This window comes from Robertmurraya sp. (assembly GCF_036676585.1).
In the GTDB taxonomy this organism is placed as follows: Bacteria; Bacillota; Bacilli; order Bacillales; family Cytobacillaceae; genus Robertmurraya_A.
On record NZ_JAKFCQ010000164.1, the window covers coordinates 99,353 to 120,974 of the forward strand.

Genomic DNA, 21,622 nt, shown 5'->3' on the forward strand with positions numbered 1-21,622 from the left:
TCACCTACACTTCCGTATTTAAGAGTGCTTCTTCAAAGGATGAGATAAAATCTTGATCAGATGTTTGCTCTTCCTTTCGTTCTGCTTGTTCCTGCCTTGCTTGTTCTTGTTCACCATCTCGGTTTAAGAATCGCTCTTGACCTGCTGTTTGCTGAGATATCTCGACACGTTCAACCTGAATGTTTTGAGAATTAAACGCTTGTTTCAATTGGTTTAGTTGTCCTTCAATCGCTTCCTTTGCCGCCTGCGTTGATGTGACAATTTTCGCAACCATAACAGAATCCTGTTGAATAATCTCAATTCTCAACGAACCTAAATGACCTGGATTTAGCTGTAGAAACAATCTTTGAACACCATTTACATTTGAAAATTGACTTCTAGCTAAAATACTCTCAAACTGCTTTATTAATTGTTCCGTTTGAACTTGCTTTGTTCCATTTGGAAGAGTTAGCGTCAATTGTTCCGGTCTTGACATCTGCATAAATTGAACGGAACCAGTGATTATATCTGTCTTTGTAGTAGAACTCGTACTCGTTGGTTCTTCTTTCAAAGAGGAGCTTGTACTAATACTTGAAAAAGTTTGCTTTAAAAAGGCTAGTCTCGAAGCAGCTTGGTCACTTTTTAACGTGTTTCCCTCAAGGAAGCTTGTTAACTTTGCACTTAACGCCTTAAAATCTAGTTTGCTAGATTCCTCATTCAAAGAGTCTTGATTTTTGGCCATAAGTTCATAAAGCTTTGATGCCCTTATTAGTTTTAACGAGTCCTTATCAAGAACGTTCCCTAGCTGGCTCGCTGTTAAATCACCCATTTTTTCTATGACTTGAAGTAGTTTGGCTAAATCACTTTGACCTTCTCCACCTTCAATTTGAAGCTTCTCCATTACGTTAGACAACAGATTTTGAAATTGGATATGACTCATTCCTAAATAATTCTCAATCATCGTAAGTAAATCTTCGTTACTATTTGAAATCAATTGATCTAGCAGTTGTAAACCCTCTTCCACATCTAAGAGATCATCCTTAGATAAAAAAGCTAAAAGGTCTTTCACGTCGGTAGCAGTTAGTTTCACAACCGCGTTATCATTCAATGTCTCTTCTATAGGAGCAGTAACTGATTGGAGAAAATTTGAGAAGGATGATTTCTCCTGGCTCGTAGAAGCCTTGTTCAACTGTGAAGCAAGCTTTTGCGTGAAACCTAGGCTCTCGATTTGCATGTTTTCATTTTCACCTCCTTCTAATGAAATAAAAGGTTACTCTTCGTTGCTTTCAGCTGTTAGAAGCTCTGTATATTTGGCAGCATCCTCTGCTGTCATATTTTCCATAATCGCAGCGAGTTGATCTGATTTAATGGTTGTTAGTATTTTTAGTGCTTCTTGTTCACTCATAGCTGTAATAATTGGTGCCGCCTTTTTCGCAGACATCGTTTCATACGTTTTAATAATATCTTTAAACGCTCGTTTGTTTTCCTCTTGAATTGCCAAAAGTTCATCAATTTGTTGCTGTAGTTGTTCTTTTTCAAGATTTGACCGCTCTACCTGAGCATCTTTACCTTCAATTTCAGATTCCAGTTTTTCAATCTTTGCCTCTCGATCCTTGATCTCACCTTCTAATGCAATTACGCTCTTTTCCCACTCTTCCTCCGATTGTGTTCCTTCTTCTGTAATTAGCGAGGAAACAAACGGAATCTGTGCACCAAGCTCTTTGGACTTTTCAAATACATTTACCCCAGCAAAGCTTAAAACGACTAACGCAACTGTGACTAAAAACAAGAAGGGAATAAGAAAGACAAAAATGAACATTTGAAATTTATTCGATTTCTTTTCTTCTATTTCTTCGATTTCCTTTGCCATTCTATCACCTAACCTTCTCGATTCATGTACATTTGTATCGAGATATCGTCCATTTGTTTACCTTCAATCACTTTAATATCCTCGGTAAATTTCAAGTAATCCTTTTCACGGATTTTTTCGTACTTCTTTACTTCTATATTTTTTTCTAACAATTTTTCTTGAAATAGCAGCATTCTGTTTCTTGCGTTGATAACCATCTTTTGATAGTGATCAATCATCTTTTCAATATTACTGATGAACTGTTGGTGATGACGAATCTCTTGAATGGATAGTCCTCCATGAAGCCGCTCAGACTGATAAACTTCAAGATCCTCTTTCCTTTTTAACAACTCATACAGCTTTTCTGCCACTTCCTCAAACTTTCGAACTGAATCTTGGTAGATAGAAACGGCTTCATCTTTTTCACGTTCTTTTACAGCGAGGATTTTATGAAACTTGAACTCATATCTCATTATTAGTCACTTCTTCCAAGTAATTCATATAACGATTGGACACCTTCTTCAAAGGATACCTTTTCATCTGTTGCTTGCTTAATAAACGAAATAATTTTAGGATACGATGCAATGGCATCATCTATTTCTTTTGATGAGCCTCGTTTATAGGCACCGATATTTATCAAATCCTCAGAATTGATATAGGTACTTAACAACTCTCTCAGTTTTTCAGCAGATTTTTTATGGGCTTCAGGTACTATATTATTCATGATTCTACTCACGCTTTTCAGCACATTAACGGCCGGATACTGCCCCTTATTAGCTAATGAGCGATCCAGAACAAAGTGTCCGTCCAATATCCCACGAACGGTATCCGCAATCGGCTCATTCATGTCATCCCCATCAACTAGTACCGTATAAAACGCCGTAATTGATCCATGCTTATTCGTTCCTGTTCTCTCTAATAATCTTGGTAAAATTGCAAAGACAGAAGGTGTATACCCTTTCGTTGTCGGTGGTTCCCCAATGGCCAATCCTACTTCACGCTGTGCCATCGCAACCCTTGTCACTGAGTCCATCATCATCATGACGTTTAAACCCCTGTCACGAAAATATTCAGCAATCGCGGTTGCCGTAAAAGCACCCTTGATTCTCATCAGTGCTGGCTGATCAGAAGTTGCGACAATAACGATTGACCTTGCTAACCCCTCAGGTCCTAAATCCTTTTCGATAAACTCTCGAACCTCACGACCACGTTCACCAATTAATGCAATCACATTCAAATCAGCATTTGTATTACGCGCAATCATTCCAAGTAATGTACTTTTACCTACACCACTTCCGGCGAATATTCCTACACGCTGACCCATACCGACTGTGAGAAGACTATCGATTAATCGAACTCCTACTTCTACAGGTTCAGATATCGGTGGTCGTGTCATTGGATTAGGTGGATCCTGGTCTGTCTCAACCGAGCCAAGCCCTTTTGGAAGTTGACTCCCATCAAGAGGTTGACCTAAAGAATCTAGTACGCTACCAATTAAAGCTGGACCTATCTTCACCTCTAATGGCTTCAATGTTGCCTCTACCAAACAGCCCGGGGAAATTTCATTTAAGCTTGTATACGGCATAAGCAGTATATTTTCATCCTTAAAACCAACAACCTCAGCTTGAATTTTCCTGTTGTTTTTGCCGATATGAATGTAACAAACATCACCGATTGAGCTTTCTGGTCCTTGCGATTCAATCATTAGACCTACGACACGCTTCACTCTTCCATAGCGCTTAAACGTTTTCATCTGATCAATTTGTCCCAACAAATCGGCAGCTAGCACTCTATTCACTCTCCAATAGTTCGTAAAGTTTTCTTTTGATTTCATCGAGCTGTTGATCCACACTTGCATCAATACGACCATTTGCGGATTCAATAATACAGCTTTGTTCTGTTAGCTCACTATCAGGAAATATATATAATTCCGTCTCCTTTGGAAAGATTCGAATTAAATCTTCCTTTTGGACAAGTAAAAATTCGTAGTGTGATGGATGAACATGAAGCTGAATTTCACGATATTCTCTTGCTTCTTTTAATGCTTTTTTCACTATCGGTAAAAACTGCTCCGAATCCCCTGTTAGTGTATCAGCAATAATTTTTTCAGCGACCTTAAGGGCAAGAGACAGAATCGTTCGTTCACTTGAATCAATCTTCTTCTCATAGTCATGCTTTGATAAGGTAACCGTTTCCTTCGCTTGTTCTATGATGGCTTGCGCTTCATTATATCCAAGCCGTTTTCCTTCTTCATGACCTTGCATAAAGCCTGAAGTTTGGGCTTGTTCAGCCATTGCTTGTAACTCCAGTTGAAACGATTGTTGCTCTTGCTCCATTTGTTCTCTAATTTGAGCCGCATATTCCCTAGCTTCCTGAACGATTCTGTCCGCTTCACTTTGCGCTGCCGCAAGAATTCTCTCTCTCTCTTGATAACTTACAAAAGATGACTCTTCTTCTATTTCATCGGTGTAATTCTTGATTGCTTTAATCGAAATCACTTTGTTTTCGTTGGAAAATTCTTGTGGTACCCACGTTGATTTAATGAGCCTAGACAATGATATCGTCACCTCCGCCACGAGCAACCACAATTTCTCCTGCTTCCTCTAAACGACGAATGATGGCAACAATTCTTGACTGTGCTTCTTCCACATCACGTAGACGAACTGGTCCCATAAACTCCATTTCATCCTTAAAGCTTTCAACCATACGTTTCGACATATTTCCAAACACGATATCTTTGACTTCGTCGCTTGATACTTTTAGAGACAGCTTTAGATCTTCATTATCACAGTCACGAATAACCCTTTGAATCGCACGGCTATCAAGTGTAACAATATCTTCAAATACAAACATTCTTTTCTTAATTTCTTCCGCTAACTCTGGGTCTTGAATCTCAAGTGCATCTAGAATCGTTCTTTCGGTTGCACGATCGACACCATTTAACACTTCCACAACAGCCTCAATACCGCCCGTTTGTGTGTAGTCCTGTGTCACAGATGCAGACAGCTTCCGCTCTAAAATTTGCTCAACTTCATTGATAATTTCAGGAGATGTACTATCCATTACCGCAATTCTTCTTGCAATATCAGCTTGAACTTCCTGAGGAAGCTCAGATAAAATTTGACCTGCTTGGGCCGAATCCAAATAAGATAAAATAAGTGCAATTGTCTGTGGATGTTCATTTTGAATAAAATTAAAAATTTGTCCAGGATCAGCTTTTCGAGCAAAGTCAAAAGGTCGAACTTGGAGGGATGAAGTTAAACGGTTAATGATAACAGCTGCCTGTTCAGTCCCCAGCGCTTTTTCAAGAACCGTTTTTGCATATCCGATACCACCTTGTGAAATATAGTCCTGTGCTAGAGCAATATTATGAAATTCCTCTAGAATCTCTTCTTTAGCGGTAGATTCCACTTTTTTTACTCCAGAAATTTCTAACGTTAATTTTTCTATCTCTTCTTCACTTAAGTGTTTATATACTGATGCAGACACATCCGGCCCAAGTGAAATGAGAAGAATGGCTGCTTTTTGTTTACCTGTTAATTCCTTTTGATCTCTTTTTGCCACCTTCACTCACTCCTCCTAGTCTTCAGCAATCCATGAACGCAATAGTTTTGCGAAATCCTCTGGTTTTTCTTTCGCCATTTTTTCTAGTTGCTTCTTTCTCAACGATCCTTCTGTTTCTTCCTTGTCTTCATCAAGGTCACGAATAGAAATAGGCGTGTAATTATCAAATGCCATATCTTCTTCCTCTTTTGCCTTCTTCTTTCTTGCACGCATAAACAGAATAATTAACACGATTATAGTAGCTAGAAGGACTCCACCGATTGCGTATACCCACCATGGAATAGATGCTGTTTGAGTATCTTCAAATTCTACCTTTCCGTTAAATGGTTGAACGGACACTAGAATTTTGTCCTGAATTGCTTCATCCGTTAGTTCTCCATCAACGGTTGTTTTATCAATAGAAGTACGAACGATTGAAGCAAGCATTTGCGTAATATCATCCACACGTTCTTGAGGTAATGTAGTAGGATCATCCGCAGTTGGAGGTTCTACCATTACTTGAATACCTAAATCTCTAATTTTATAAGGACTTTCAACAATTTCTTTACGGATTTTATTCACTTCATAGTTGATCGTCTCTTCAATTCTTTCATAATCCCCTGTTCCAGTTGCTCCCTCTAGGTAACCTGTACCAAGAGAGTCTGCTGCATCTTCAGTAACTGGTTCACCACCAACATCCGCTGCGTCACCAGTAAAGGTTTCTGTAATTTTTTGAGCACTTGCCGCAATACCTTCCATGTTCTCCTCATCTACAGGAGTCACAAGATTTTCTTCACGATTTTCCTGTGTAAAGTCAACATCAGCAGTAACGATTACTGCTACTTTGTCTTGTCCCATTAAGGTACCTAGCATGCTTTGTACTTGGCGTTGAACATCACGTTCAATCTGTTTCTTGATATCATTTTGAGCAGCAAAAGTTGAACCTGATGAATTTTCTTCATTATTTAAGTCAAAGTACTCAAAGTTTTGGTTCGTAATGACGATATTATCTGTAGGGAGATTGGGAACACTCTTTGAAACTAGATGGTACAACGCTTTAATCTGGCTTTCCTCAAATTCATAACCAGGTTTCGTACTAAGTACAATAGAAGCACTGGCCGCTTCTGATGCATCTGTTACAAAGATCCCTTTCTCTGGAAGATTAATCATAACCTTCGCATCATTAATCCCTTCTATACCCTTCATTAAATTCGCTAACTCTGTTTGCATCGCATCAAGCTTCATCACATTAAACTCATTCTCAGTCATTCCAATTCCAGCATTTTGACTAAAAAATGAATAATCAATGCTTCCTGAATTAGGTATACCTTCCGCCGCAAGCTCAACCTTTAACGTATCAATGCTCTCTTTTGGAACTAATATCGTCGTTCCATTATCAGCAATCTCAGATACAATTCCTCTTGCATCCAAGCTTTCTTTAATAGCTCCTGTTTCAGCTGGCGACAGATTACTATATAAAGGTTCTAAAGTCGTTCTAGTTGCAAAAAACGTTACTAATGAAATCAGTGTCACTAAAGACACTAAACCGCCCACAAAGAACATTTTTTGCTTTTTAGAACGACTTGTCCAATATTCTTTTATTGCATGTAATTGTTTCTGCAATTGGTTCATCACGTTCCTCCGGTTCAGTGTGTCATGCCAAAAGGTGCCTTTAGCACCTTTCCAACACAAAAGCTATTAAACTTGCATTCTCATTACTTCTTGATATGCTTCAATTACTTTATTTCGCACTTCAATCGTTGCTGACATGGTGATGCTTGCTTTTTGACTTGCAATCATCACTTGGTGAAGATCTACATTTTCGCCTCTTGCCAATTTTTCTGTCATTACATCCGATTGATTTTGCGCTTGATTAACTTTTTCAATTGAATCCTTTAATACGGACGCAAAACTCTTTTGTGCTTCGTATGGTGTAGTAGATGGAGCAGAAACTGCTGCATTTGATTGAAAAACTTTAGATACAGACGGAATAGATATAGTCATGATTTATTCTCCTTTTATTTACCGATCTCTAATGCTTTCATAAGCATTCCTTTAGATGCATTCAATACAGTCACGTTTGCTTCATATGATCTAGTAGCGCTAATCAAATCCACCATTTCACGGAGTGGATCGACATTTGGTAGTTCTACATAGCCATTCTCATCCGCATCAGGATGTTCAGGGTCATACACAAGTTTAAAAGGTGTTTCTGTGTCCTCAACAATTTTTGAGACCTTCACACCGTTTCCAGCACCTGTCGTTTGTTTTGACATAGCCTGACTCATAAACGAAGAGAAGTTTCCCTCCTTCGGTTGAAGCACGACTGATTTCCTTCTATAACCCGCTGTGTCAACATTAGCCATATTGGAAGAGATAACATCCATGCGCAATCTTTGTGCTGTTAAAGCAGAAGCAGAAGTATTGATACTATGGAATATCGACATGTATTATCTTCCTCCTTTTATGACTGTTTCTAGCGAGTTAAACTTTCCGCTAATTCGTTCGATCATGGCATTATAATAAATTTGATTAGTTGCAAGGTCTGACATTTCTTTATCAATATCAACATTGTTTCCCGTATGGTTGTATGATGTGGTACGATCAGTAGTTATTGTTACTCCCGCTCGTCCAGAGCTTTGGATGGCAATATGCTTGCTGTTCGTTTGTTTCCCTGTAACAGTCGACATCGCATCATTAAGTTCTGACTTAAAACTAACGTTTTTAGCCTTATACCCAGGAGTATCAGCGTTCGATATATTTTGTGCTATCACTTTTTGTTTTGTAGAAGAATAATTTAACGCATTTTCAAGCGTATTAATTGTATTTGAAAAGAGCTTCAAGTTCTCCACCTCATATATAAATATATATATTTTGTTGATTGGTGCAGAAACTTGTAGTTTTACGTCGGATTCTGCAAAACAATCATACTACTAATTTTAATGAATCGCATATAGGATGTCTATCTCAATAAGGGCGAAATACTTAATCTATAAGTCCTATTTTACTCAAATCGTCCTACTAGCAAAACACTGAAAAGATTGCAATCATGTACATTTTTTTGTCATTTTTTCAGTTCATCCGATCCATTTGTCTTCTAAGAAAAATGAACTAGTAAGAATGTCTTATATTGTAATTGTGTATTTAGCATACGGGAAGACATTTTTATTGTAAAGTTAAAGTGGAATTTTGTCGAAATGTACCATAAAAAAACTCCTTATTTCTTATCGAAATAAGGAGTTTTTCATTAGTTTGATTTTAATTTACTTAGTTCAACTAAAAACTTGTCGTTTAGTACTTTAATATATGTTCCTTTCATACCTAACGAACGTGATTCAATAACACCAGCACTTTCTAGTTTTCTAAGTGCATTTACAATCACAGATCTTGTAATTCCTACACGATCAGCAATTTTCGAAGCAACTAATAACCCTTCTTTTCCACTAAGCTCTTCAAAAATATGCTCGATTGCTTCTAGCTCACTATAAGATAACGAGCTAATTGCCATTTGTACAACTGCCTTGCTTCTTGCTTCTTCTTCAATTTCTTCTGCTTTTTCTCTTAGAATCTCCATCCCTACTACTGTAGATCCATACTCTGCAAGAATTAGGTCATCATCATGGAATTGCTCTTGCGTTCTAGCTAGGATTAATGTTCCTAGTCTCTCTCCTCCGCCGATGATAGGAACGATCGTCGTTAAACCGTTTTTAAATAGGTCTTTGTTTTCCACCGGGAAAGCTGTGTACTCGCTATCTACATCTAGGTTAGGCGAGGTTTCGTTAATGTTAAATAGGTTGTTCGTGTACTCTTCAGGGAATTGACGATCTTCAAGCATTTTCTTAATACGCTCGTTTTCAATTTGTTGGTTTACCGCAAAGCCTAATAATTTCCCACGGCGACTTACGATAAAAATATTTGCTTCAATGACTTCACTTAGTGTTTCTGACATTTCCTTAAAGTTAACCGGTTTTCCTGCTGCCTTTTGAAGTAAGGCATTAATCTTTCTTGTTTTTGACAGTAAATCCATTTGTTCTTCCTCCTAATTAGCTAAAACCATTGCAGTAGCACTTACTATGAATTCTGCATATGTATTGAACTGTTGTGTGTAACGTAATATACGTTTGATTCCCCCATCGCGAGGGAATCAAACCCATGAATTACAAAATAAATTGACTTAAATCTTTATTACGCGAAATGGGTCCGAGCTTTTCTTCTACGTATTGTGGTGTGATTGTGATTTTTTCCATTGTGATATCTGGTGCTTCGAAGGACAAGTCCTCTAGAAGCTTTTCTAAGATGGTATGCAATCTTCTTGCTCCAATGTTATCCGTATTTTGATTTACATCATAAGCAACTTCTGCAATCTTACGAATAGCATCGTCAGAAAATTCAATTTCTATACCTTCAGTCACTAACAATGCTTGATATTGCTTAATTAGTGCATTGTCAGGTTCGATTAGTATTTTATAAAAATCGTCTACCGTTAGCTTTGTTAGTTCTACTCTAATTGGAAAACGTCCTTGAAGCTCCGGTATTAAATCAGACGGCTTGGCGATATGGAAGGCACCTGCAGCCATAAACAGAATATGGTCTGTCTTCACTGATCCATACTTTGTAACGACAGTTGAACCTTCAACAACCGGAAGAATATCTCTTTGTACTCCCTCTCGAGATACATCCGCAGATGATCCGCTTCCGTTTTTACTAGCAATTTTATCAATTTCATCAATGAAGATGATTCCTGTTTGCTCAGCACGGAACACAGCTTCTGATGTGACTTCATCCATATCAATCAGCTTCGAGGCTTCCTCATTCGTTAACACCTTTCTAGCATCTCGAACCGAAAGCTTCCGTTTTTTTCGTTTTTTCGGCATTAAGCCACTTAAGGCATCCTGCATATTCATCCCCATTTGCTCCATACCTGAACCTTGAAGCATATCAAACATGGATGGTTGCTGTTCTTCCACTTCAACAGAAACCATTTCATTTTCAAGCTCTCCCTTAGAAAGCTTTTCGGCAACAACCTTCCTTTTTTCAACGATATTCATGTCTTCAGTAGGTGTTGGTTCTTGTTCCTGTGTACCGCCTCCACCGAATAGCATTTCTAAAGGATTTTTATAGCCTGTTGCTTTTTTCGCAGAAGGTACTAACAAATCAACTAGTCGTTTATTTGCATTGTCCTCTGCTCGCTCTTTCACTTTTTGCATTTTTTCTTCTTTTACAAGCCTAACTGCTGTTTCAACGAGATCTCTTACCATTGATTCAACATCACGACCCACGTAGCCCACTTCCGTAAACTTCGTAGCTTCTACTTTTACAAACGGAGCTGATACAAGCTTTGCCATTCGTCTAGCGATTTCTGTCTTTCCGACACCCGTTGGTCCAATCATTAATATATTCTTAGGATTGATTTCATCCCTTAAACCTTCGTCAAGCAAACTACGTCGATAACGATTTCTCAGCGCAACCGCTACTGCTTTCTTTGCATCCTTCTGCCCAATGATATACTGATCCAATCGTTCAACAATCTGACGTGGGGTTAGATTTGTCCCTTTAGTGACCATTCGATCCCTCCTAAAGCTCTTCAACGATAATATTGTGATTTGTATATACGCAAATTTCAGCGGCAATTTCAAGAGAAGCCTTTGCGATTTCCTTTGCCGTTAGATGCTCTCCAGAATACTTCTTTAATGCTCTTCCCGCAGATAGTGCATAATTCCCACCTGATCCAATCGCAAGGATTCCATCATCTGGTTCAATGATTTCCCCCGTACCAGAAACCAATAGCATATCCGTGTCGTTCATAACAATTAGCATTGCTTCAAGACGCCGAAGAACTTTATCGCTTCGCCACTGTTTCGCAAGTTCAACAGATGCTCGTTGCAGATTGCCATTATACTCCTCTAACTTACCTTCAAACATTTCAAAAAGGGTAAAGGCGTCCGCAACAGAGCCGGCAAATCCTGCTAAAACTCTGCCGTTAAATAACTTTCTAACCTTACGAGCTGTGTGCTTCATCACAACAGCATTGCCAAAGGTTACTTGACCATCTCCAGACATGGCACATTGACCATTATGACGAACAGCAAAAATAGTTGTTGCATGAAATTGCGTCATATTATTCCTCCTAAAGCTTAAGCCCGGGGGTGGTGGGCCATATATGTTTTTCGCAAGTAATCATTTGTAACATGTGAATAAATTTGTGTAGAAGACAAAAACGAATGCCCTAAAAGCTCTTGTACACTCCTCATATCTGCTCCGTTATTAAGGAGATGTGTCGCAAAGGAATGCCTTAGTTTATGCGGATGGATGGACCCGTTTAAAGATGATTTTTTTATCATTCGATCGAGAATATGTCTAACTCCATTTGTTGTAAGTGGTTCTCCACGAAAGTTAACAAACAAGGAATCATGTGAATGCTTTTCTCCAAGAAGTGCTTTTCTGCCATTGTTGATATATGTATCAATTGCTTCTTGAGCAAAGCTACCAAATGGAATATATCGATCCTTTTGGCCCTTCCCATGAACAAGTACCGTTCCAATGTATAAATCAATATCTTTTAAACGAAGCTGACAACATTCACTAACGCGCATTCCTGTAGCATATAAAATTTCTAGCAAAGCAAGATCCCTCTGCCCAATAGGAGTATTAGCCTCACAACTCGAAAATAAAGCTTTAAGTTCCTCTTCATAAAAAAAATCAGGCAATCTTTTTTCTTGCTTCGGCATAATCACTTGTGCAAAAGGATTATTCTGTACAAGATTATCTCTTAATAAAAACCGGTAAAAGCTTCTCATACTAGATATTTTTCTCGCAACAGATTTTCTAGACAAATTCTTTTCAAAAAGCTTCGTTAAATACAGCCTGACATCGGAGTACTCGACGTCAGCATAATCTGCTAACGATTGCTCCTTCATAAAAAGAGTAAAATCCCTAACATCAACTTGATAATGCTCAATTGTATATTGTGAATAATTTCTTTCTATTTGTAAATATTCAAAAAATAACTTTGCTGAAACGTTCACATCTTCTGACAATATTCGTCACCTCACAAAGGCTCCTAAATCGTATCACACTTCACATACCCTTGCAAGTAATTTACAAATTTTTCACAAAGTTCTGAATTGTTTCTAAAGCTCGATTTGCATGTTGCTCTGCTCTTTCTTTTTTCCCTCTGATTTTAGTCGGTAACTCCGGGAATAAACCAAAGTTCGCATTCATCGGCTGAAAATTCTTTGCGCTTGCACTCGTAATGTATCTTGCCATACTTCCGATTGCTGTTTCTCCAGGGAACACAACAAGCTCTTCGCCTTGAACAAGTCTGGCTGCATTAAGTCCAGCAACTAATCCACTTGCTGCAGACTCAACATAGCCCTCTACTCCTGTCATTTGACCAGCAAAGAATAGATCCTTACGATTTTTGAATTGATACGTAGGCTCTAGTACTTTAGGTGAATTAATGAATGTATTTCTGTGCATAACACCATACCTTACGATTTCAGCATTTTCTAAACCAGGAATTAATTGAAGAACTTCCTTTTGTGGTCCCCACTTCAAATGTGTCTGAAATCCAACAATATTGTAGAGTGTTCCTGCCGCATCATCCTGTCTAAGCTGAACAACAGCAAACGGACGCTTACCTGTTTTTGGATCCTCAAGACCAACTGGCTTCATCGGACCAAATAGCATCGTTTTCTTCCCTCGATTCGCCATTACCTCAATCGGCATACAACCTTCAAAGAAAATTTCCTTTTCAAACTCTTTCAAAGGAACCGTTTCTGCTGAAACAAGGGCTTCGTAAAAACGATCAAACTCCTCTTCAGTCATAGGACAGTTTAGATACGCTGCCTCCCCTTTATCGTAACGGGATTTTAAATACACCTTATCCATATCAATGCTATCTTTTTCAATGATAGGTGCTGCAGCGTCATAGAAGTATAAATATTCCTCACCCGTTAATTCTTGAAGCTTGGCTGAAAGCCCAGGACTTGTTAAAGGTCCAGTCGCTATGACAGTAGGTCCCTCTGGGATTTCTGTTATTTCCTCATTGATGACAGTTACATTGGGATGATTTTTCACTTGATCTGTTACATGTGCAGCAAATTCATGACGATCCACGGCAAGCGCTCCTCCTGCTGGAACTGCACAAGCATCCGCAGAAGCGATAATAACAGAGTCTAACTTTCGCATTTCTTCCTTCAGGACTCCAACTGCATTTGTTAAATTATTAGCACGAAGGGAGTTACTACAAACTAACTCAGCAAATTTATCTGTATGGTGTGCTGGAGTTTGCTTCACTGGTCTCATTTCGTACAAGCGAACCTTTATTCCTCTTTTTGCAAGTTGCCAAGCTGCTTCACTTCCAGCTAAGCCTGCTCCTATAACATTCACTGTTGCATCTATCATTTTATGAACCTCCAATAGCTCGTATGTATCTTTTTTGGTATTAGCTTCTCCATATTCCTTCTGCATTTTACACTACGGATGAAAAACTTAAAAGTTTCAGGCATTTTCGTAGTCACTGCCAAGCGCAATAAAAAGAGTGAGCATAGTGCTCACCCTTAGCTTTGTGGCTCTTCCTTGTAGTCACAACTAATGCATTGAACCTGGACACCTTTTTTAAGCTTCTTCTCAATCAATAGTGATTCACATTTCGGGCAATTTCTAGGCAGTGGTTTATCCCATGAGATAAAATCACATTCTGGGAATGTATCACATCCATAGAAGATTCGACGCTTTTTACTTTTTCTTTCTATTATATTTCCAGTCTTACAATTTGGGCATTTTACACCGATATCCTTTACGATTGCTTTTGTGTTACGGCAATCCGGGAAATTGCTGCATGCCATGAACTTTCCATAGCGGCCCATTTTATAGACCATCTCATTTCCGCACTGCTCACAATCCTCACCAGCAGGCTCATCTTTAATTTCTACCTGCTCCATTTCTTTTTCGGCCTTTTCTAAATGCTTCTCAAACCCTCGATAAAATTCATCGATGATTCGTACCCATTTTGTTTTTCCTTCTTCAACATTATCTAAGTCTTGTTCCATTTTTGCGGTAAACTCGACATCTAAAATATCTGGGAAGAATTCTACCATGAGTTCATGCACGATCTCTCCAAGTTCGGTTGGAATGAATCGTTTATTATCAAGAGTAACATATCCTCGTTTTTGAATGGTATCTAGTGTTGGAGCAAATGTCGATGGTCGACCAATCCCAAGTTCCTCCAATGTCTTAACTAATCTAGCTTCCGTATATCTTGGTGGCGGTTGGGTAAAGTGTTGTTTCGGTTCGATGTCCTTTTTAAGGACCGTATCGCCTTCCTTTAGATCAGGAAGCATTTTGTTCTTGTCCTCTGTTTGATCATCTGTCCCTTCGACGTACACCTTCATAAAACCTGGAAACTTAACCTTAGATCCAGTTGCTCTAAAGATTACCTCTCCATTTTTCAAATCCACACTCATCGTATCCATGACTGCTGGTGCCATTTGGCTAGCTACGAAACGCTCCCAAATTAACTTATAAAGCCTCAATTGATCCCGTGACAAGAATTCTTTCATACTAGCAGGATCACGTAGCGTACTTGTTGGTCTAATCGCTTCATGAGCATCTTGGGTGTTTGCACCTTTTTTTTCTTTACGCTTTTCCTCAGGTAAAAAGTTGGCGCCGTAAGTTGACTCAATATACTGACTTGCTTCTGCTTGTGCTACCTCAGAAATTCTAGTTGAATCTGTTCTCATGTATGTAATTAACCCGACGGTGCCTTCTTTTCCTAAATTGATCCCTTCATACAGCTGTTGGGCTAGCATCATCGTCTTTTTTGCTCGGAAGTTTAATTTTCTAGCAGCCTCTTGCTGAAGAGAAGAAGTTGTAAAAGGAACCGCTGGATTTCTTTTACGTTCTTTTTTGGTCACAGAGGTTACTTCGAACTTATTCCCTTTCATTTTTGCTAAAATCGCCTTTACCTCTTCTTCTGATTTTAGCTCCATTCGCTGATTTTCTATACCATAGAAATCGGCTTCAAAACCTGTTGTCCCCTTTAAAAATTCGCCTTCAATCGTCCAGTATTCTTCAGGGATAAACTCTTTAATTTCGTTTTCTCGGTCAATAATTAAACGTACAGCTACCGATTGAACTCGACCTGCGCTAAGCCCTTTTTTCACCTTTTTCCAAAACAACGGACTAATATTGTAGCCAACCAAACGGTCTAAAATTCTACGTGCTTGCTGGGCATCTACTAAATCCATGTTAATTGGTCTTGGATGCTTAAAAGACTCTTTAATCGCATCCTTCGTAATTTCATTAAAAACTACACGGCAATCTGAATGGATATCCACATCTAGCGTATGAGCTAAATGCCAAGCGATCGCTTCCCCTTCACGATCCGGGTCAGCCGCTAGATATATTTTCTTTGCTTTTTTTGCAGCTGTTTTTAATTCCTTTAGAACAGGGCCTTTTCCACGTATAGTAATATACTTTGGTTCGAACTCATGTTCAACGTCCACTCCCATCTGACTTTTGGGAAGATCGCGAACATGCCCCATCGACGCCTTAACTTTATATTTTTTTCCTAAGTATCTTTCGATCGTCTTCGCCTTTGCTGGTGACTCAACGATTACTAAAAACTCCGACATCTATTGTCCTCCTCAAGAGGGATTATATAAAAATTTACTTATTGAATGTTTATTGTAAATATTCATTATTATTAAACTTTTTATTGAAACTTGTCAAATATATCGTAAACGGTTTCAGCCTGCTAAAATTAAAATTTGTTTTTTATTTTCGAACTTCTGTTGCAAAATGTATAACAGTTTGAGCGATATTTCAACCTTTTTCATAAAAATATATAAAAAATTGGTGAAAAAGTATGGTAAATCGATGACATTATCCTTTTCCATACCTTTTTGTCATCATATGTGATGTTCAGCCGAATTACAAACATTATGCATAAAATAATTCATTTAGTATGTCTTCATGACTTCTAACAAGCTTTGCTCCTTGCTGAATAAGGTCATTTGTTCCTGTCGAATGCTGACTAAAAATATTTCCTGGCAGGGCAAACACCTCTCGACCTTCATGAACGGCAAAATTTGCGGTGATTAACGAGCCGCTTTTTCTTTTTGCTTCTATTATAAATGTGCCTTTTGAAACGCCACTAATAATTCTATTTCTCATTGGAAATTGCCACCGTGAAGGAGTCGTATTAGGGGGATACTCGGAGATCATTAGATGGTTTTTCATAATACTAAGAGCAAGCTTCTGATTCGTTTGTGGATATATATGATAGATACCACCGGCAATGACCGCTATCGTTTTCCCTCCTAACCGAATGGCTGCTTCATGAGCAAGCGTATCAACACCTAAGGCTAACCCGCTTACGATAATAATTCCCTTTTCAATCAGAGGTGGAAACAACCGATCAATCGCTCTTTTCCCATACTCTGTCGCCTGTCTAGAACCGACGACGGCAAGCTTGGTTTGCTTCCCAAGCAGGGAGATATCTCCCTTTGCGTACAATACCCATGGAGGCTGATACGTTTCCTTTAATAATTCAGGATATGCTGTATCAAAGTAAGTAATAATCTCAATATCATTTTGTTGATAATGGCGGATTTGTTCCAGTAAAACTGGCGAATGAAGATCTTCAAATAAGGGTTGAATGATAGAAGATGGAAGTTCATGGACTTGATAGAGGAAAGTTGGGGAATATAGATCTTTCAGCTCGGGATCTCGCTTTAAAATGTGGTAAACCATTTTCCATCCTATGCCACGACAATGAAGCAAATGGCACAAGCGTAATGAAAAAGATTCCAAATTAGATAACCTCCTTTAGGAATAGTATTTTAATAATATCACAAATAGTCCCTCTAAAAAGAGGGACTATTTGAATTTTTAGTGAGTTTTACATTGATCGTAGAGACCTTTTTCTTTTAGTACTTTAATTAATGTTTCTCCCATAACCGAAGGTGTATCAGCGACTTGGATTCCGCATTCATTCATCACACGAATCTTTTCATCAGCTGTCCCTTTTCCACCTGAAATAATCGCACCAGCATGGCCCATACGCTTTCCAGGAGGTGCAGTACGACCACCTATGAAACCAACTACCGGCTTAGTCATGTTTGCTTTTACCCACTCCGCTGCTTCTTCTTCAGCAGTTCCACCAATTTCACCGATCATAATTACGGCATACGTTTCTGGGTCTTCATTAAATGCTTTTAACACATCGATAAAGTTTGTTCCGTTAACGGGATCCCCACCAATACCAACTGCTGTAGATTGGCCAACACCCTCTTGTGATAATTGATGAACCGCTTCGTACGTAAGGGTTCCAGAACGTGATACAACACCAACATGGCCCTTTGTATGAATATATCCTGGCATAATACCAATCTTACACTCATCAGGAGTAATAACACCTGGGCAGTTAGGACCCACTAAGCGAGTCTTTTTCCCTTCCATGTAGCGTTTTACCTTCACCATATCTAATACTGGAATATGCTCGGTGATACAAATCGCTAAGTCAAGCTCTGCATCAACTGCTTCTAGAATGGCATCAGCAGCAAATGGAGCAGGCACGTAAATAACGGAAGCATTTGCTCCAGTAGCCTTTACAGCATCTGCAACCGTGTTAAATACGGGCACACCCTCTACCTCTGTACCACCTTTACCTGGTGTTACACCAGCAACAATTTGCGTACCGTATTCCAGCATTTGTTTTGTATGGAAAAGGGCTGTCGAACCAGTAATCCCTTGAACTATCACTTTAGTATCTTTATTAATAAATACGCTCACATTAATTCCCCTTCCTTATACTAATGAAACGATTTTTTGTGCGCCGTCAGCCATAGATTCAGCAGCAATAATGTTGATATCTGATTCAGCAAGAATCTTCTTACCAAGCTCAACATTAGTTCCTTCCAAACGAACAACTAAAGGTACGTTTAGACCAACCTGCTTAGCAGCTTCTACAACACCAGTAGCAATAACGTCACACTTCATAATTCCGCCAAAGATATTTACAAAAATACCTTTTACATTTTTATCAGAAAGGATGATTTTGAATGCTTCAGTTACCTTTTCAGCTGTTGCTCCGCCCCCAACATCAAGGAAGTTTGCAGGATCTCCACCGTAATGCTTTACGATGTCCATTGTAGCCATAGCAAGACCAGCACCATTAACCATGCAGCCAATATTTCCATCTAAAGAAATATAGCTTAGGTCGAATTTCGATGCCTCAATTTCCTTTGCATCTTCCTCGTCAAGGTCACGATACTCTAACACGTCTTTTTGACGGAATAATGCATTTGAATCAAAGTTTAGCTTTGCGTCTAACGCCATTACATTTCCATCACCTGTTACAACAAGCGGGTTAATTTCAGCGATTGAGCAATCTTTTTCAACAAATGCTTGGTATAAGCCCATCATAAACTTAACTGCTTTATTTACTAATTCTTTTGGAATATTAATATTAAATGCAATACGACGAGCTTGGTAGCCTGTTAAACCAACAACTGGGTCAATCACTTCTTTGAAGATTTTCTCAGGAGTTTTTTCTGCTACCTCCTCGATTTCTGTACCACCTTCTTCTGAAGCCATTAATACAACACGTGAAGTCGCGCGATCTAGTACTAAACCAATATAGTACTCTTTCTTAATGTCACAGCCTTCTTCAATTAAAAGGCGCTTTACTTCTTTCCCTTCAGGACCAGTTTGGTGAGTGATGAGTGTTTTTCCGAGAATTTCGCTCGCATATGTACGGACTTCATCCAAGTTTTTGGCAACCTTAACCCCACCTGCTTTTCCACGTCCACCTGCATGGATTTGGGCTTTTACTACACAAACTTGTGTTCCAAGTTCCTTTGCAGCTTCCACCGCTTCTTCAACTGTAAATGCTACCTTCCCATTTGGAACAGCAACCCCGTATTTTCTGAGGATTTCTTTCCCTTGGTACTCATGGATATTCATTTCCCATCCTCCTTCTAATCTTGCTTTTGGCTATTGCAGCAATAAAGATATTCTACACTTATTCCTGCAATCCTGCCTGCATTCATTTTTCCCTTTGATCATTTTATATCTAAAAAAACAAGACTGCGCTTTCATTTTATATAACAACACATACCTTGTCTACTATTTCACACAAAATATTAAATTATTCAGAAATAAAAAAATAAAAGAAGTAGAATTTAAGATTTACTTTTTCCTACTTCTTTATCTGTGCGATAAACAAATGCAAACACTTCAGCCACTGCTTGATACAGCTCTTCTGGTATGCTGTCATTTATATTTAATTTACTTAGTAACTCAATTAGCGTTGGGTCTTCTTGAATTGGAATATTATTCTCCTTTGCCTTCTCTAGAATATTATCAGCGACTATTCCTTTTCCTTTCGCAATTACCTTTGGAGCGTCATTTTTTGTTGCTTCATAACTTAAGGCAACCGCTTCTTTTCTTTTATGCTTTTCATTTATCATATTTTTATATCCACTCCACTATAAGATGAGGTCAATGGACTAGAAATGGTTGCTTTTTTCGTTTTGACAACAGCTCTATCAGCCTGGGTTTGAAAGCTAACATTTGAAAGCTGGTAATCTAGCTTTTGTAAGCTATCTTTTAGACTAGCTATATAGGGGGAGGAAAGGTGTTTAATATTTTCATGATCATTGATAATCGTAATTTTCATGATTCGATTCTGAATTTGCATATCGATGATCGTTTCATTAATATGCTCTAAATCTAAGTAAAAAAGGACACGACAATAGCTTGGGTCAATTTTTCCATTGGCGTCCTTTCTACCATTCCACTGAATGGTAAGATCGGTTTGCTTATTCATTAAAACAAGCGGAATCTGCATGACAATTTGCTGGACTGGAGTTGTATCCGATGACATGAGTTGTATCCCTGTTAATCGGTTCAGTAAAGCTTCTGCTGAATCCTTTACCTTGGCCGGAATATCTTCATTCAGTAATTGAATCAATAACGATTTCACATTCTCCACTCTTGCACCTTCATCTGACACTTTTCCTTTTATCATATCAAATGACTCAGATTCATGAGAAAGTCCTAACGTTTGTATACCTGATTTTAACAATGATTTAAACTCTTCTACTGGCTCTCTGTCTACCTGTGAAAGTACCGCTTGCAGCTCTAGTATCACTTCTTTATTAAGAGCTTTATTAGCGTCTATTCCGTCCTTACTCACTAGGGAGGAAACCGCTTCGTCAAATGTGGCCGAATCCACGTTTGGTGATAATAAGTTGAACAATTGCTTTATCGTTTGATTGCTTACATGAGAATCCTTCATGATCCCACCGATCCAGTTTTTCAATACTGTCGATACATCTTCTGTATTTCCTGCTGCTATCAGTGCCGAAACTTGTTTTGCCGTTGAATCTATTCCTGGTAGCTGAACCTGTGGTTTTCCTTCTGAAAGCCCAATTAGCCTTTTAGCGGCTTGTTGCAAGATGTTTTGTTCATCCTCAATAGGTAGGAAACCCGTTTGCTGCAATGCTTTCAATGACTGTTGTGATGCGAACGGGTCCTTGGCCTGCGTCCAACCTCTAACAATCTCCTGTAGCACTTGAGCAGAAAGCTTTTCTTCCCCTGTTTGAATATACGGCTCTATCGCCTCTTTTAAACGTGTCCCTGTTTGTGGCAGGATATCTAGAGCGTCTAGCTCATTCTTGAGGGAAGTTATGACAGCATGAAACGAAGGACTTTTTATCGTTGATCGCACCGCATCAAACGTCGCCTTTGTTAAAGGTAGTTCCCGACTGATCAACTGCTTAATTGCCTCCAAGTCCTCCTTCGTCATCGTTTTCCCTTGAAGTAGGCTCGTTGCCATAGAAATGGATTCTTTTGTGATTGGGAGCTGTTCACTAAGAAAAAAACGTAATATCGCGATACTCGTTTTTGTTTCAGGGATGGAGAACTGCTTTAATAGCCCTTCTAAGTTGGCATTCCCTGTCCCTTTTCCTTCCGTTAGTACCTTTAGATGAACTTGTCCTTCTCCTTGTTGTACTTGAAACCAATATCGTTCCCCTGCTGAAAGTGGGATTTCTAACTGGGCGATTACCTTTTGAGAACCCACTTGCACTTCTGCAGTTTGATTAGGAAAAAGCTTCAATACCTTTCCTTGAAATACTTGTCCAGCCCGAAAATTTTGTTTGTTTCCCTCTATAGATTCTGGGCGATTAATCATTGTTTGAACAAGATTAGCTTGTATCAAGTGAGTTCCCTCCTCTCAAG

At 38.8% G+C, this 21,622-nt stretch carries 21 protein-coding genes; all 21 read right to left on the reverse strand.

The features are described from left to right. Positions 1 to 4: 4 nt before the first annotated feature. The 21 genes from ACGLXV_RS20820 to ACGLXV_RS20920 all read right to left on the reverse strand — a co-directional run bounded on the left by ACGLXV_RS20820 (position 5) and on the right by ACGLXV_RS20920 (position 21,602). Positions 5 to 1,213 (reverse strand): flagellar hook-length control protein FliK, encoded by a 1,209-nt coding sequence (locus ACGLXV_RS20820; protein ID WP_391560163.1) that lies wholly within the window; start codon positions 1,211 to 1,213, stop codon positions 5 to 7. Positions 1,214 to 1,249: 36 nt separating this feature from the next. Beyond that, positions 1,250 to 1,849: a MotE family protein gene (locus ACGLXV_RS20825; protein ID WP_391560164.1), complete on the reverse strand. Its 600-nt coding sequence runs from the start codon at positions 1,847 to 1,849 to the stop codon at positions 1,250 to 1,252. An 8-nt stretch (positions 1,850 to 1,857) separates the two neighbouring features. Continuing rightward, positions 1,858 to 2,301: a flagellar export protein FliJ gene (gene fliJ, locus ACGLXV_RS20830; RefSeq protein ID WP_119707539.1), complete on the reverse strand. Its 444-nt coding sequence runs from the start codon at positions 2,299 to 2,301 to the stop codon at positions 1,858 to 1,860. 2 nt (positions 2,302 to 2,303) lie between these two features. Next, positions 2,304 to 3,617, reverse strand: coding sequence for a flagellar protein export ATPase FliI (fliI, locus tag ACGLXV_RS20835; protein WP_391560190.1), 1,314 nt, complete (start codon positions 3,615 to 3,617; stop codon positions 2,304 to 2,306). A gap of 1 nt (position 3,618) precedes the next feature. Continuing rightward, positions 3,619 to 4,383: a flagellar assembly protein FliH gene (gene fliH / locus ACGLXV_RS20840; RefSeq protein ID WP_391560165.1), complete on the reverse strand. Its 765-nt coding sequence runs from the start codon at positions 4,381 to 4,383 to the stop codon at positions 3,619 to 3,621. Continuing rightward, positions 4,376 to 5,392 carry a flagellar motor switch protein FliG gene (fliG, locus tag ACGLXV_RS20845; protein ID WP_119710528.1) on the reverse strand — a complete coding sequence of 339 codons (1,017 nt, stop codon included), beginning with the start codon at positions 5,390 to 5,392 and terminating at the stop codon, positions 4,376 to 4,378. Before fliG ends, fliH begins: the two co-directional genes overlap by 8 nt. 15 nt (positions 5,393 to 5,407) lie before the next feature. After that, on the reverse strand, positions 5,408 to 7,003 hold the full coding sequence (gene fliF / locus ACGLXV_RS20850) for a flagellar basal-body MS-ring/collar protein FliF (RefSeq protein ID WP_391560166.1): 1,596 nt from the start codon (positions 7,001 to 7,003) through the stop codon (positions 5,408 to 5,410). Between the two features lie 66 nt (positions 7,004 to 7,069). Further along, positions 7,070 to 7,375 carry a flagellar hook-basal body complex protein FliE gene (gene fliE, locus ACGLXV_RS20855; protein WP_119707535.1) on the reverse strand — a complete coding sequence of 102 codons (306 nt, stop codon included), beginning with the start codon at positions 7,373 to 7,375 and terminating at the stop codon, positions 7,070 to 7,072. A gap of 14 nt (positions 7,376 to 7,389) precedes the next feature. Continuing rightward, entirely contained in the window at positions 7,390 to 7,818 is a 429-nt protein-coding gene (gene flgC / locus ACGLXV_RS20860; RefSeq protein WP_119707534.1) for a flagellar basal body rod protein FlgC, read from the reverse strand. A 3-nt stretch (positions 7,819 to 7,821) separates the two neighbouring features. Then, entirely contained in the window at positions 7,822 to 8,214 is a 393-nt protein-coding gene (gene flgB / locus ACGLXV_RS20865; RefSeq protein ID WP_391560167.1) for a flagellar basal body rod protein FlgB, read from the reverse strand. Positions 8,215 to 8,618: 404 nt separating this feature from the next. Beyond that, complete coding sequence (gene codY / locus ACGLXV_RS20870) at positions 8,619 to 9,398, reverse strand: GTP-sensing pleiotropic transcriptional regulator CodY (RefSeq protein WP_119707532.1); 780 nt, start codon at positions 9,396 to 9,398, stop codon at positions 8,619 to 8,621. A gap of 130 nt (positions 9,399 to 9,528) precedes the next feature. Further along, entirely contained in the window at positions 9,529 to 10,935 is a 1,407-nt protein-coding gene (hslU, locus tag ACGLXV_RS20875; protein WP_391560168.1) for an ATP-dependent protease ATPase subunit HslU, read from the reverse strand. Positions 10,936 to 10,945: 10 nt separating this feature from the next. Then, a complete protein-coding gene (gene hslV, locus ACGLXV_RS20880; RefSeq protein WP_119707530.1) occupies positions 10,946 to 11,488 on the reverse strand; it encodes an ATP-dependent protease subunit HslV in 543 nt (180 codons plus the stop codon). Between the two features lie 17 nt (positions 11,489 to 11,505). Next, on the reverse strand, positions 11,506 to 12,408 hold the full coding sequence (gene xerC, locus ACGLXV_RS20885) for a tyrosine recombinase XerC (protein WP_119707529.1): 903 nt from the start codon (positions 12,406 to 12,408) through the stop codon (positions 11,506 to 11,508). Between the two features lie 61 nt (positions 12,409 to 12,469). Next, entirely contained in the window at positions 12,470 to 13,777 is a 1,308-nt protein-coding gene (gene trmFO, locus ACGLXV_RS20890; RefSeq protein ID WP_119707528.1) for an FADH(2)-oxidizing methylenetetrahydrofolate--tRNA-(uracil(54)-C(5))-methyltransferase TrmFO, read from the reverse strand. A gap of 155 nt (positions 13,778 to 13,932) precedes the next feature. Next, positions 13,933 to 16,008 carry a type I DNA topoisomerase gene (gene topA, locus ACGLXV_RS20895; RefSeq protein ID WP_119707527.1) on the reverse strand — a complete coding sequence of 692 codons (2,076 nt, stop codon included), beginning with the start codon at positions 16,006 to 16,008 and terminating at the stop codon, positions 13,933 to 13,935. A 307-nt stretch (positions 16,009 to 16,315) separates the two neighbouring features. Continuing rightward, positions 16,316 to 17,188: a DNA-processing protein DprA gene (dprA, locus tag ACGLXV_RS20900; RefSeq protein WP_391560169.1), complete on the reverse strand. Its 873-nt coding sequence runs from the start codon at positions 17,186 to 17,188 to the stop codon at positions 16,316 to 16,318. Between the two features lie 78 nt (positions 17,189 to 17,266). Further along, positions 17,267 to 18,169 (reverse strand): succinate--CoA ligase subunit alpha, encoded by a 903-nt coding sequence (gene sucD / locus ACGLXV_RS20905; RefSeq protein ID WP_391560170.1) that lies wholly within the window; start codon positions 18,167 to 18,169, stop codon positions 17,267 to 17,269. 15 nt (positions 18,170 to 18,184) lie between these two features. Continuing rightward, positions 18,185 to 19,342 carry an ADP-forming succinate--CoA ligase subunit beta gene (sucC, locus tag ACGLXV_RS20910; protein ID WP_391560171.1) on the reverse strand — a complete coding sequence of 386 codons (1,158 nt, stop codon included), beginning with the start codon at positions 19,340 to 19,342 and terminating at the stop codon, positions 18,185 to 18,187. 218 nt (positions 19,343 to 19,560) lie between these two features. Next, positions 19,561 to 19,848 (reverse strand): FlhB-like flagellar biosynthesis protein, encoded by a 288-nt coding sequence (locus ACGLXV_RS20915; RefSeq protein WP_391560172.1) that lies wholly within the window; start codon positions 19,846 to 19,848, stop codon positions 19,561 to 19,563. After that, the gene (locus ACGLXV_RS20920; protein WP_391560173.1) at positions 19,845 to 21,602 is read right to left on the reverse strand and encodes a hypothetical protein; all 1,758 of its coding nucleotides are present in this window, start codon (positions 21,600 to 21,602) and stop codon (positions 19,845 to 19,847) included. The genes ACGLXV_RS20915 and ACGLXV_RS20920 overlap by 4 nt, the downstream gene beginning before the upstream one ends. Positions 21,603 to 21,622 lie beyond the last annotated feature (20 nt).